At 73.1% G+C, this 13,109-nt stretch carries 10 protein-coding genes and 3 pseudogenes; 12 read left to right on the plus strand and 1 reads right to left on the minus strand.

The features are described from left to right. Positions 1-6 precede the first annotated feature (6 nt). The 11 genes and pseudogenes from E3Z34_RS18560 to E3Z34_RS03875 all read left to right on the plus strand — a co-directional run bounded on the left by E3Z34_RS18560 (position 7) and on the right by E3Z34_RS03875 (position 10,806). Positions 7-432, plus strand: a complete 426-nt coding sequence (locus E3Z34_RS18560; RefSeq protein ID WP_238695337.1) for a glutaredoxin domain-containing protein — start codon at positions 7-9, stop codon at positions 430-432. A gap of 204 nt (positions 433-636) precedes the next feature. Further along, positions 637-933, plus strand: coding sequence for an Asp-tRNA(Asn)/Glu-tRNA(Gln) amidotransferase subunit GatC (gene gatC, locus E3Z34_RS03830; protein WP_134772533.1), 297 nt, complete (start codon positions 637-639; stop codon positions 931-933). Between the two features lie 2 nt (positions 934-935). Then, positions 936-2,471, plus strand: a complete 1,536-nt coding sequence (gene gatA, locus E3Z34_RS03835) for an Asp-tRNA(Asn)/Glu-tRNA(Gln) amidotransferase subunit GatA (RefSeq protein WP_134772534.1) — start codon at positions 936-938, stop codon at positions 2,469-2,471. A gap of 74 nt (positions 2,472-2,545) precedes the next feature. After that, positions 2,546-4,014, plus strand: a pseudogene (gene gatB, locus E3Z34_RS03840) (Asp-tRNA(Asn)/Glu-tRNA(Gln) amidotransferase subunit GatB). An 11-nt stretch (positions 4,015-4,025) separates the two neighbouring features. Then, positions 4,026-4,973: an NAD(P)-dependent oxidoreductase gene (locus E3Z34_RS03845; RefSeq protein ID WP_134772535.1), complete on the plus strand. Its 948-nt coding sequence runs from the start codon at positions 4,026-4,028 to the stop codon at positions 4,971-4,973. Positions 4,974-5,019: 46 nt separating this feature from the next. Continuing rightward, a complete protein-coding gene (locus tag E3Z34_RS03850) occupies positions 5,020-5,574 on the plus strand; it encodes a SixA phosphatase family protein (protein ID WP_134772536.1) in 555 nt (184 codons plus the stop codon). 80 nt (positions 5,575-5,654) lie between these two features. Then, positions 5,655-6,593 carry an ABC transporter ATP-binding protein gene (locus E3Z34_RS03855; RefSeq protein WP_134772537.1) on the plus strand — a complete coding sequence of 313 codons (939 nt, stop codon included), beginning with the start codon at positions 5,655-5,657 and terminating at the stop codon, positions 6,591-6,593. After that, entirely contained in the window at positions 6,586-7,488 is a 903-nt protein-coding gene (locus E3Z34_RS03860; protein WP_238695338.1) for an ABC transporter permease, read from the plus strand. Before E3Z34_RS03855 ends, E3Z34_RS03860 begins: the two co-directional genes overlap by 8 nt. Further along, the gene (locus E3Z34_RS03865; RefSeq protein WP_134772538.1) at positions 7,485-8,294 is read left to right on the plus strand and encodes an ABC transporter permease; all 810 of its coding nucleotides are present in this window, start codon (positions 7,485-7,487) and stop codon (positions 8,292-8,294) included. The genes E3Z34_RS03860 and E3Z34_RS03865 overlap by 4 nt, the downstream gene beginning before the upstream one ends. Before the next feature lie 404 nt (positions 8,295-8,698). Further along, positions 8,699-9,592, plus strand: coding sequence for a hypothetical protein (locus E3Z34_RS03870; protein WP_134772539.1), 894 nt, complete (start codon positions 8,699-8,701; stop codon positions 9,590-9,592). A gap of 113 nt (positions 9,593-9,705) precedes the next feature. Then, positions 9,706-10,806: pseudogene (locus E3Z34_RS03875) on the plus strand (branched-chain amino acid aminotransferase). Between the two features lie 100 nt (positions 10,807-10,906). Here the strand turns inward: E3Z34_RS03875 and E3Z34_RS03880 are convergent. Continuing rightward, entirely contained in the window at positions 10,907-11,785 is an 879-nt protein-coding gene (locus E3Z34_RS03880) for a 3-methyladenine DNA glycosylase (RefSeq protein ID WP_134772540.1), read from the minus strand. Positions 11,786-11,836: 51 nt separating this feature from the next. Here E3Z34_RS03880 and E3Z34_RS03885 point away from each other — a divergent pair. Then, positions 11,837-13,064 (plus strand): annotated as a pseudogene (locus tag E3Z34_RS03885) (amidohydrolase). Positions 13,065-13,109: the final 45 nt, after the last annotated feature.

The following is a 13,109-nucleotide window of genomic DNA, read 5'->3' on the forward strand; positions in this document are numbered from 1 at the left end:
GGAGGTATGCGCCGACTCTGGATCGTCCTCCTCGCGCTCGTCGTGGTGGTCGTCGGCGCCTCCCTCTGGCAGGGGGACCGGCTCTTCGCCGGTGTCTACGCCCTGGGCGGTCTCGCCCTGGTCTGGTGGACCGCCCCCTGGCGCGGCGGGCGCACCACCACCCATCAGGAGGTCCTTGCGATGCCCGAGTCCGACCGTCCCGTCGTCATCTACTGGCGGCCCGGCTGCGGCTTCTGCCAGCGCCTCAAGGCGCACCTGGGGCGGGACGGCGAGCGCGCCACCTGGGTGAACATCTGGCAGGACGAGGCCGCCGCTGCCTACGTGCGCGAGGTCAACGGCGGCGACGAGACGGTGCCGACCGTGGTGATCGACGGCATACCCCACACCAACCCGCGCCCTGCGCTGGTGCTGGAGCGGCTGCGCGCCTCCTGACGGACGCATGCACGTTCCTGCACCGGATGCAGCGTCGTCGCGCGTGCCTGCGGTGCATGAGCGTGCATGACGCGGCGTGAGGTGGCCGCCCGGCGTGCCTGCGGTGCATGAGCGTGCATGACGCAGCCCGAGGCTCGCCGGCCCGGGGCCATCCGCCCGTGGGCCCGGCGGTCGGGCGCCCGGTGCGACCGTAGACTGGCCCGCATGTCCAACCTCTCCCGCGACGATGTCGCGCACGTCGCCATGCTGGCGCGCATCCAGCTCGAGGACTCCGAGCTGGACCGCCTCGCCGGCCAGCTCGACCAGATCGTCGACTGGGTGGGCCAGGTCAACGAGGTCGCTGCCGCCGACGTGCCCCCGATGTCGCACCCGCTGCCCCTGGTCAACGTCACCCGCCCGGACGAGGTGCGCCCGAGCCTGAGCGCCGAGCAGGCGCTGGCCAACGCGCCCGACGCCGAGGACGGCCGCTTCGGCGTCCCGCGGATCCTGGACGAGGAGTGAGGATGACGAGCACGACCCAGACCGGTGGGGCCCGCGACCTGACCCTGCTCACCGCCGTGCAGATGGCTGACGGCCTGGCCGCGGGGACCTTCACCTCCGTCGAGCTGACCCAGGCGCACCTGGACCGCATCCAGCGGCTCAACCCCGCCCTCAACGCCTTCCTCCTCGTCGACGCCGAGGGGGCGCTGGCCACCGCGGCCAACGTCGACGAGGCCCGCGCCGCGGGGGAGAAGCTCCCGCGGCTGGCCGGCGTCCCCGTCGCGGTCAAGGACATCGCCTGCACCCAGGGGCTGACCACCACCGCCGGCTCGCGGATGCTCGAGCACTTCGTCCCGCCCTACGACGCCACGATCGTGCGGCGGCTCAAGGACGCGCGGATGCCGATCCTCGGCAAGACCAACATGGACGAGTTCGCTATGGGCTCCTCCACCGAGCACAGCGCCTTCGGCCCCACCCGCAACCCGTGGGACCTGGACCGCATCCCCGGCGGGTCCGGCGGGGGGAGCAGCGCCGCCGTCGCGGCGCACCTGGCCCCCCTGGCCATCGGCTCCGACACCGGCGGCTCGATCCGTCAGCCGGCCGCCGTCACCGGCACGGTCGGCGTCAAGCCCACCTACGGCGGGGTGAGCCGCTACGGCATCATCGCGCTCGCCTCCAGCCTCGACCAGATCGGTCCGTGCGCGCGGACGGTCGCGGACGCGGCCCTGCTGCACGAGGTCCTGGGCGGGCACGACCCGCTGGACTCCACGTCGATCGACGCCCCGGTCCCGCCCGTCGTCGCGGCCGCCACCGGCACCCGTGACCTGACCGGACTGCGGGTCGGTGTGGTCACCGAGATCGGCGGGGAGGGGTTCCAGCCCGGCGTCCTCGCGCGCTTCGACGAGGCGCTGGAGCAGCTGCGCGGGCTCGGTGCCGAGGTCGTGACGGTCTCGTGCCCCCACTTCGTCTACGCGATGGCGGCCTACTACCTCATCCTCCCCTCGGAGGCGAGCTCCAACCTGGCCCGCTACGACGCCATGCGCTACGGCCTGCGCGTCGTGCCGGAGGGCAGCCCGAGCGCCGAGCAGGTCATGGCCGCCAGCCGCGACGCCGGCTTCGGCGACGAGGTCAAGCGCCGCATCATCCTGGGCACCTACGCGCTGTCCAGCGGCTACTACGACGCCTACTACGGCCAGGCCCAGAAGGTCCGCACCCTCATCGCGCGCGACTTCGCGGCCGCCTTCGAGCAGGTCGACGTCATCGTCGGCCCGACGGCGCCCACGACGGCGTTCCGGATCGGGGACAAGCTCGAGGACCCCATGGCGATGTACCTCAACGACATCGCCACCATCCCCGCCAACCTCGCCGGGATCCCCGGGATGTCGATCCCGTCCGGCCTGGCCGACGAGGACGGGCTGCCCGCCGGGGTGCAGATCCTGGCCCCCGCCATGGAGGACCAGCGGCTCTACGCCGTCGGCGCGGCCCTGGAGGAGGCGCTGCAGCAGGCGCAGGGCGGCTACGTGTTCGAGAAGGCTCCCGAGATCGAGGTGACGGCATGACGACCACCGCCCGCCCCGCGCACGCCGAGGACACGGTGCCCTACGAGGAGGCCCTGAGCCGCTACGAGCCGGTGATGGGCCTGGAGGTCCACGTCGAGCTCAACACCCGGACCAAGATGTTCTGCGGGTGCGCCACCGGCTTCGGGGAGGCGCCGAACACCCAGACCTGCCCGGTCTGCCTGGGCCTGCCCGGGGCCCTGCCGGTCGTCAACGGCACGGCGGTGGAGTCGGCGATCAGGATCGGTCTGGCGCTCAACTGCAAGATCGCGTCCTGGTGCCGCTTCGCCCGGAAGAACTACTTCTACCCGGACATGCCGAAGAACTTCCAGACCTCGCAGTACGACGAGCCGATCGCCTTCGACGGCCACCTGGACGTCGAGGTCCCGGCGAACGAGAGCGGCGGCGAGCCGTTCACCTTCCGGGTGGAGATCGAGCGCGCCCACATGGAGGAGGACACCGGCAAGTCCACCCACGTGGGTGGGGCCACCGGGCGGATCCACGGGGCCGACTACTCGATCGTCGACTACAACCGGGCAGGCATACCCCTCATCGAGATCGTCACCCGGCCGATGCTCGGGGCCGGCGACCGGGCCCCCGAGGTGGCCAGGGCCTACGTGGCGGCGCTGCGCGACCTGCTCAAGGCGCTCGACGTCTCCGACGTCCGGATGGAGCAGGGCTCGATGCGTTGCGACGCCAACGTCTCGCTCATGCCCGTCGGGTCCGAGGTGCTGGGCACCCGCACGGAGACCAAGAACGTCAACTCCCTGCGCTCGGTGGAGCGGGCCGTCCGCTACGAGATCACCCGCCACGCCGCGATCCTCGACGCGGGGGAGAAGGTCTTCCAGGAGACCCGCCACTGGCACGAGGACACCGGTATGACGACGGCCGGCCGGCCCAAGTCCGACGCCGACGACTACCGCTACTTCCCCGAGCCCGACCTCGTGCCCGTGGCCCCGAGCCGTGAGGACGTGGAGCGCCTGCGCGCGACCCTGCCGGAGAACCGGTCGAGCGCCGCCGCCGGCTGCAGGCCGGGTGGGGCTTCTCCGACCTGGAGATGCGGGACGTCGTCAACGCCGGTGCCGTCGAGGTGATCGAGGAGACCGTGTCCGCGGGAGCCTCGCCCGCCGCGGCCCGCAAGTGGTGGACCGGCGACCTGGCCCGGCGTGCCAACGCCCAGGGAGTCGCCGTGACCGAGCTGGGGGTTACCCCCGCGCACATCGCGGAGCTGGACGGTCTGGTCGGGTCCGGGCGCCTCAACGACTCCATGGCCCGTCAGGTGATGGAGGGTGTGGTGGCAGGCGAGGGCGGCCCGACCCAGGTCGCGGACGCGCGCGGGCTCGAGCTGGTCCAGGACGACGGCGCGCTGCAGGCCGCGGTGGACACGGTCATCGCCGCGAACGCCGACGTCGCCGAGAAGATCCGCGGCGGCAAGGTGCAGGCCGCGGGTGCCCTCATCGGCCAGGTGATGAAGGAGATGCGGGGGCAGGCCGACGCGGCCAGGGCCCGGGAGCTCATCCTGTCGACGCTCGGCGTCGAGGGCTGACGCCCGCCGGCATGGCCCCGTCCCCCGTCGCCGCCGTCCCGCTGGACCTGCTGCCCCACCTCGACCCCGTCGACGGGGTCGAGGTGGTGCCCTACGACCCCCAGGACCGCGGGACCGTCCCCGGCGGAGGGCGAGAGGTCGACGTGCTGGCCCTGCCGATGATCGCCGGCCCCTGGCTGCGGCGGATGGGGGAGGTGCCCGGGCTTCGCGCGGTGGTCCTGGCCTCCGCGGGGTTCGAGCACGCCCTGCCGCACGTCCCCGACGGCGTCCGGGTGGCGAACGCGGTGGGCGTGCACGACACTGCCACGGCCGAGCTGGCCCTGACCCTGATGCTCGCCGCCCAGCGGCACCTGCCGCACCACGTCCTGTCCCAGGCGCGGGGCACCTGGGACCGGTCGACGCCGCCGCGCGAGCCCTGGCGCTCGCTGGCGGACTCGACGGTGCTCGTCGTCGGCTACGGCGGCATCGGGAAGGCGCTGACCCGCCGGCTCCTGGCCGCCGAGTGCGAGGTCCTGGCCGTCGCGAGCACCGACCGCCCCGGGGACGACCTCGTGGAGCGGGTGCACGGCGTCGATCGGCTCCCCGAGCTGCTGCCCCGGGCCGACGTCGTCGCGCTCAGCCTCCCGCTCACCGCAGGGACGCAGGGGTTGCTGGACGCCCGCGCGCTGGCCCTCCTGCCCGACGGGGCCCTCGTGGTGAACGTCGCCCGGGGCGGGGTCGTCGACACCGGCGCCCTGCTCGCGGAGTGCGTCGCCGGGCGGTTGCGTGCCGCCCTCGACGTCACCGACCCCGAGCCCCTGCCGGACGGTCACCCGCTGTGGTCCGCGCCCGGGGTGCTCGTGGTGCCCCACGTGGGCGGCGCCTCGCCGGCGTCCTACCCGCGGATGGGTCGCTACCTGCACCGCCAGCTCACCACATACCGCGACACCGGGGACCTGGAGCACGTCGTCCACGGCTGAGCCACGCCCGCCACCACGGGCTGGGAGCCGCGGCTAAGGTCGAGGTATGCGACGTCTGGTCCTGGTCCGGCACGCCAAGGCGGAGGGGGCTCACCCACGGGGCGACCACGAGCGCGGGCTGGTGGCCGAGGGGGTCGCCGCCGCGGTCGACCTCGGGCGGTGGCTCGCCGGCCAGCAGCTGCACCCCGACCACGTCACCGTGTCCACGGCGGAGCGGGCCCGGGCGACGCATGCGGCGCTGGCACGTGGTCTCGCCGACGACGGGTCGGGCTCCCCGGGGGAGCCGGACGTCGCCGCAGCTGTGCGCTCACTCTGGCAGGACCGGCGGGTCTACGACGGCGGCGTCGACGGGGTCCTGGCAGCGGTGGCGGAGACGCCGGAGGACGCACGGGTGCTCTGGGTGGTGGGGCACGAGCCGGTGATGACCACGACGGCCTGGGAGCTGACGCAGACCACGCAGCTGCCGTCCGAGCTGCGTCGGGAGCTCTCCCGGGGGTTGCCGACGGCGACCGCCGCCGTGCTGGAGACGCAGGACGAGTGGGCCGAGCTCGGCTTCGGGGGCGCCCGGCTGGTGGCGCTGCACACCGGCCGCGCAGACTGAGGCCTCGGTCTCCGGGGCGTCCGTCGGCGGGTGCCGGAAACCGACTTGGGGGTGTCGGGGGCGAGACCTAGAGTGTCCGGGTGACGGACGACAGAGGTGGCCCGGTGATCCGGGCCCGGGGGTTGCGCAAGGTCTACGGCGACTTCGTCGCGGTGGACGGGATCGACTTCGAGGTGCAGGCCGGGGAGAGCTTCGGGCTGCTCGGACCCAACGGCGCCGGCAAGTCCACCACCATGCGGATGATCGGCGGCACCCTCGACCGCTCCGAGGGCGAGCTGAGCGTCCTGGGCATGGACCCCGACGTGCAGGGGCCCGAGGTGCGGGCCCACCTCGGCGTCGTCCCCCAGCAGGACAACCTGGACGAGGAGCTGCGCGTCCGCGAGAACATCGTCATGTACGGCCGCTACTTCGGGCTGCCCCGCTCCTACCTGCAGCCGAAGGCCGACGAGCTGCTCGCCTTCGCCCAGCTCGAGGCCAAGGCCAGGGAGAAGGTGACCAACCTCTCGGGCGGCATGAAGCGGCGGCTCACGATCGCCCGGGGCCTGGTCAACGAGCCCCGGATCCTGCTGCTCGACGAGCCGACGACCGGGCTGGACCCGCAGGCGCGGCACGTCCTGTGGGACCGCCTCTTCCGGCTCAAGGAGGCCGGGACCACCCTGGTCGTGACCACCCACTTCATGGACGAGGCCGAGCAGCTGTGCGACCGGCTGATCGTCATCGACCACGGCACGATCATGGCCGAGGGCAGCCCGCGCGAGCTCATCCGGCGCTACTCCACTCGTGAGGTCGTGGAGGTCCGCTTCGGCTCCGAGCGCAACGCGAGCGTCGTCGCGCAGCTGGAGGGGGTCGGCACCCGCAACGAGGTGCTGCCCGACCGCATCCTCATCTACACCGATGACGGGGAGGCCGCCCTGGAGGAGGTCTCCCGGCGCGGCCTGCACCCGGTGACCTCGCTGGTGCGGCGCAGCTCCCTGGAGGACGTCTTCCTCCGGCTCACGGGGAGGTCCCTCGTTGACTGACCGCCCAGCGACCGGCGGCGCCCCCGGTGCCGCCGCCCCCCGGTCCTCCCAGGAGGACCTCACCGCGCTGGCCTACTCGGGCCGGGTCCTCCCGCACCCGCAGATGGCGGCCCGGGCCCGACGGCACGGGTGGTGGTACTACGCGGAGGCCTACCTGCGCGGCATGCGTGCCTACGCAGTGCCCATCGCCTTCTACGCCCTCGGCCAGCCGCTGCTCTACCTGGTCGCGATGGGGCTCGGGCTCGGCGCCCTCGTCAGCGGCGGCGTGGGCACGGTGGAGGGCGTCGACTACCTCACCTTCGTGGCCCCCGCCCTGCTGGTGTCGACGGTCGTCATGTCGGTGTCGGGGGAGATGACCTACCCCGTCATGTCCGGGTTCAAGTGGCAGCGCCTCTACTACGGGCCGGCCGCGACGCCGGTGTCGCCGGGGCAGATCGCGCTGGGCCACTTCGCGGCCGTCGTGATCCGGTTCACGGTGCAGTCGGTCATCTTCTGGCTGGTCATGCTCGCCTTCGGGGCCACCGCCGGGCTCGGATCGGTCCTCCTGGTCCCGATCGGCGTGCTGGCGGCGATGGCCTTCGGCGGCCCGTTGCAGGCCTACGCGGCGACGATCAAGGACGAGGGCCTGCAGTTCACCTTCGTCCAGCGCTTCCTCGTGATGCCGATGTTCCTCTTCGCCGGCACCTTCTTCCCGTTGCACGTCATGCCGGTCTACCTGCAGTGGATCGGGTGGATCAGCCCCGTGTGGCACGGCACCCAGCTGGCCCGGGTCGTGTCCTACGGGGCCCCGGTCCCACCGGGGATGATCGCCGTGCACCTGGGCTTCCTGCTCGCCTGCGTCGCCGTCGGCCTGCTGCTGGCCCGTCGCTTCTACACCCGCAGGTTGCGCGCATGAGCGCCCCCACGCGGGTCCGCGCGGCCGTCGGGGGCCTGAGCTCGGGCAACGTCGGCGCCGTCCTGGAGCGGGGTTTCACCGTCATCCGCTCGCAGAACTGGATGATCCTGGTCTCCGGGTTCTTCGAGCCGGTCTTCTACCTGCTCGCCATGGGCGTCGGGATGGGCACGCTCGTCGGGGAGGTCGAGGGGCCCGGGGGGCGGCCGATCAGCTACGCCGCCTACATCGCCCCGGCGCTGCTGGCGACCTCGGCGATGAACGGCGCGATCTACGACTCCACCTGGAACGTCTTCTTCAAGCTGCGCTTCGCCAAGCTCTACCAGGCCATGCTCCAGACCTCGCTCGGGCCGCTGGACGTCGCGCTGGGGGAGATCCTCATGGCCCTCTTCCGGGGCTTCCTCTACGCCCTGGGCTTCCTCGGCGTGCTGGCCGTCATGGGGCTGGTGACCTCCTGGTGGTCCCTGGCCATGGTGCCGGTGGCGGTCCTCATCGCCTTCGGCTTCGCCGCGCTGGGGATGGGCGTCACCAGCTACCTGAAGAACTTCCAGCAGATGGACCTCGTCAACTTCGTCATGCTGCCGATGTTCCTCTTCTCCGCGACGCTCTACCCCATCAGCGTCTACCCCGAGGCGGTCCAGTGGTTCGTCATGGCGATGCCCCTGTGGCACGGGGTCGAGCTCATGCGGCAGCTCTCGGTCGGGCACCTCACCGGCCTGACCCTGGTGCACGTCGGCTACTTCGTCGGGATGACCGCCGCCGGCCTGGCGCTGACCACGGTGCGGCTGCGGGCGCTCTTCCTGCGCTGACCACCGGGCGCGTCGTGTGGTTGCCCCCCACCTCACCGGGCGCGTCGTGTGGTTGCCCCCCACCTCACCGGGCGCGTCGTGTGGTTGCCCCCGACCCCACCGGGCGCGTCGTGTGGTTGCCCCCGACCCCACCGGGCGCGTCGTGTGGTTGCTCGCCCCCCGGTGGGGCCTCATCGCAGTTGGCCAGAGCATCATCAAAATCCCACTGCGCTCCGACGCATGGATCGAGGGCGGCGCATTGAGCAGTTGCGTCGGGTCACATGTTAGGTCAACGCGGACCTTCAACCACGCGGCGCGCTCGGTGGGGTCGGGGGCAACCACACGGCGCGCCCGGTGCGGTCCAGAGCAACCACTCGGTGCGCTCGGTGGTCGGCGGCGGCTGCGCGGTTGTCTAGGGTGGTGGGGTGACTTCAGTGCTCGACCCCGGCACCGCCGACCTGACCCTGCTGCAGGACCGGCAGGTGGCGGTGCTCGGCTTCGACGCCATGGCGGCCGCGCACGCCCTCAACCTGCGCGACAGCGGGGTCGACGTGCGGGTCGGCACCAGCCCGGACGGCCGCGGGGCGGCGCGGGCGGAGATGGAGGGGCTGACCGTCACCGAGCCCGCCGACGCGGTGGCGCACTGCGACGTCGTCCTCGTCCCGGTGGGTGCCGCCGGACGGTCCCCGGGGCCGCGGGAGCAGGACCTCGACGTGGTCCAGGCCCTCCTGCACGAGCACACCGACCCCGGCGACCTGGTCGTCGTGACCTCCGGCGAGCCCGTGCGGACCGGGCGGCTCACCGTGCCGGACGGTGTCGACCTGGCCATGCTGCGCGCGGTGGGGGACGGTGAGCGGGTGCGGGAGGAGTACCTCGACGGACGGGGCTGCCCCGCGCTGGTCGCGGTGGCCCGGGACGAGAGCGGGGCGGCCTGGGCGACCCTGACGGCCTACGCCGCGGCGATGGGGGCCCTGCGCTCGGGGGCGATCGTCACCACCCTGGCCCACGAGGCGAGGGCGGCGAGGTATGCCGAGGCTCACGTCTTCGCCCCGCTGTGGGCCGGCATGGAGTCGGCCTTCGAGGCGCTGGTGCGCAGCGGCGTCGAGGAGGAGGTCGCCTACCTGGCCGTGGTGCACGAGCTGAAGGCCCGGGTCGACCAGGTGCACGCGGCGGGCCTGGCCACCCAGTTCGGCCCCGACGCCGCCCCGGGGACCGAGCCGGTCGACGGGGCACGCTCCCGCCGGGCCGCCCAGGAGGCCGCCTCCCCGCTGGAGCAGGTGGGCCGCCGGGTCCGGTCGATGATGAGCTGGATCCGCTGAGGCCACGCGGCCCCGGTCGGCTCCCGTCGACCTGCCCGGGTGGGTCTCCTGCCCCCCGGCCGCGGCGACCATCCGCCCGCTGCCCGGCGCCCGGTGCGGGCTAGGCTCGTCCCATGACCTCGACGCCGACGTCCACGTCCTTCGCCGTCACCGAGAACGACGGCCGCGCCACCCCCGAGCAGATCCGGGCGGTCCTGCAGGATCCCGGCTTCGGCGCCCACTTCACCGACCACATGGTGCAGATCGACTGGGACAAGGGCCAGGGCTGGCACGACGCGCGCGTGGTCCCCTACGGCCCCCTGTCCCTGGACCCCTCGGCGGCCGTCTTCCACTACGGCCAGGAGATCTTCGAGGGGATGAAGGCCTACCGCCACGACGACGGGTCCGTGTGGACCTTCCGCCCCGAGCGCAACGCCCAGCGCCTCAACGCCTCCGCCCGGCGGCTGGCGCTGCCCGAGCTGCCCCCCACGGTCTTCCTGGACGCCGTCAAGGAGCTCGTCACCCTCGACCAGGCCTGGGTGCCGCCGGCCGGCGCCGGTGAGACCGCGCTCTACCTGCGACCGTTCATGATCGCCACCGAGGCCGCGCTCGGCGTGCGCCCCAGCAACAAGGTCCTCTTCTCGGTCATCGCCTCCCCGGCCGGGGCCTACTTCGCCGGCGGGCTGAAGCCGGTCAGCCTGTGGGTCAGCGAGCACTACGTCCGGGCCGCGCCCGGCGGCACCGGGGCCGCCAAGTGCGGCGGCAACTACGCCGCCTCGTTGGCCGCGCAGGCCGAGGGGATCGAGCACGGCTGCGACCAGGTCGTCTTCCTCGACGCGACGGAGCACACCTACGTCGAGGAGCTGGGCGGGATGAACCTCTTCTTCGTCTACGCCGACGGCCGCATCGTCACCCCCGAGCTCACCGGCACCATCCTGCCGGGGGTCACCCGCTCCTCGCTGGTGGACCTCGCCCGCGAGCGCGGGCACGACGTGCAGGAGCGGCGCTTCTCCCTCGACGAGTGGCGCGAGGGTGTCGCGGACGGCTCGATCACGGAGGTCTTCGCCTGCGGCACCGCCGCCGTCATCTCACCCGTGGGACGGCTGGCCTGAAACGGCGGGGAGGTCGTCATGCCCGACGCGCACGAGGTGACGATGTCGATGCGCCAGGAGCTGCTGGACATCCAGTACGGCCGCGCCGAGGACCGCCACGGCTGGCTCTACCAGCTGGTCTGAGCCGCCCCAACCCGACCGGCCGCCTGGTGTGGTTGCCCTACGACCGACCGGCCGCCTGGTGTGGTTGCCCTAGGACCGACCAGCCGCCTGGTGTGGTTGCTCAACGGGCAAGGGTCGAGGCAGCCGCGGGCAGAGTGTCCAGGACGTCGAGCAGTCGGCGCCGCAGCGCGTTGGAGCGCGCGGTGAACCTCCGCTGCGCCTCGACATACTCGGCCTTGCCCTCGGCCGTCTCGATCCGCACCGGCTCGTAACCGAGATCGCGCAGGTCGTAGGGCGCGGCCCGCATGTCGAGCTCTCGGATGTCCCGCGCCAGCGCGAAGGCCTCCAGCGTCAGCTCCCCGGGGACGGCGGGGGAGAGCTTGAAGCACCACTTGTAGAGGTCCATGCCGGCGTGCAGGCAGCCCGGTTGCTCCAGCCCGAGCTGACCCTCCCGGGTGGGCGTGAGGCTGTTGAGCGGTGCCGCGGGCGGCGTGAAGAAGCGGTACGCGTCGAAGTGGGAGCACGCGAGGGTGTGCGACTCGACCACCCGGTCGGTGCCCGCGGCCCCGAGCCGCAGCGGCCACCCACCGTGCCGCACCTGGTCGTCCTCCGCGCGGTACACCATGGCCCACTCGTGCAGGCCGAAGCAGCCGTAGCGACCGGGTCGGGAGAGGGTGGCGGTGAGCAGGTCGCGCACGAAGGCCACCGCGCGTCCGCGCCGCCGGCCGAACGTCTCGGTGTCCAGGTATGCCGTGTCGTCGGCGACCGCGTAGAAGGACCAGTCCGCGCGTTCTGGGGCTCTCTGCAGACCGACGCCCGCCCCCGGGTGCCAGCGGGCCAGCTGGGCGGGCCGGAAGGCGTAGTACTCCCACAGGAAGTCGTCCACGGGGTGGGTGCGGCCCTCGACCCGGCGCGCGAGACGGTCCGCGGACAGGCGCTCTACCGCCGCCGCGTGGACGGCGGCGCGTTCACGCCATACCTGCTCGGGGAGGACCTGCACGAGACCCCAGCCTACGGCCCGGCCGCGGCCCCGACGGGGCAGGATGTGCCCATGAGCACCGTCACCGACCACCTCGACGACGACCTGCGCGGGCAGCTGGTCGCCGACTACCGGCACCTGCACGCCCACCCCGAGCTCTCCATGCAGGAGCACGCGACGGCGGCCTGGCTGGAGGGTCGGCTGGACGAGCTCGGCATCGAGCACTTCCGGTGCGGCGGCACCGGCGTGGTCGGGGTCCTGCGCAACGGTGCAGGGCCGACGGTCGCCTACCGGGCCGACACCGACGGGCTGCCGATGGCGGAGGACACCGGGCTCGAGTGGTCCAGCCGGGCGACGGGCACGCTGTCGGACGGCACCGAGGTGCCGGTCATGCACGGGTGCGGGCACGACACCCATGTGGCGGTCGCCCTCGGGCTGGCCGCCTCCCTGGCGCGTCACCGGGACACCTGGGCGGGCACCCTCGTCCTGATCCTGCAACCCGGTGAGGAGACGGCCGCGGGAGCGGCGGCGATGGTCGAGGACGGCCTCTGGGACCGCGCGCCCAGGCCGCAGGCGGTCTACGGCCAGCACGTCATGCCCTCACTGGCGGGGACGGTCTCGCTGCCCGTCGGCACGGCCATGGCGATGGCCGACTCGTGGCGGGTCACCCTGCACGGCCGGCAGGCCCATGGCTCACAGCCGCAGCACTCCATCGACCCGGTCGTGCTGGGCGCGCACGTCGTCACCCGGCTGCAGACCGTGGTGTCCCGCACGGTCGACCCCCGGGACATGGCCGTGGTGACCGTCGGCACCTTCCACGCCGGCACGAAGGAGAACATCATCCCGGCCTCCGCCGAGCTCACCCTCAACGTGCGGACCTTCTCGGACGAGGTCCGGCAGAAGGTCCTCGCGGGGATCCGGCGGACCATCGAGGGTGAGGTCCTCGCCTCCGGCGCCCCGAGGCCCGGGTCGAGGAGATGTACCGGTTCCCCCCTGCGTCAACGACGTCGACGAGGCTCAGCGGGTGCTGGGGGTCCTGCGCGCCGAGCTGGGGGAGGAGTCGGTCCAGGTGATCTCGCCGGTGTCCGGCAGCGAGGACGTCGGGGTGCTGGCGGACGCCGCCGGCGTGCCCCTCGTCTACTGGTTCTTCGGCGGCCACCCCCAGGAGGTCCTCGACCGGCCGGAGGTGCCCGGGAACCACACGACCGGCTTCGCCCCGGTGGCCGACCCGACGCTGGAGACCGGGCTGCGTGCGGCGCTGGCCGTCGTGCTGTCCCGGCTGGGTCGCGACCACGCCTGAGCCGGGGCGGCGGAGCGGCGGGGCGGAACGCACCGACGCCCTAGG

Origin of the sequence: Ornithinimicrobium flavum (genome assembly GCF_004526345.1) — a bacterium.
In the GTDB taxonomy this organism is placed as follows: domain Bacteria; phylum Actinomycetota; class Actinomycetes; order Actinomycetales; family Dermatophilaceae; genus Ornithinicoccus; species Ornithinicoccus flavus.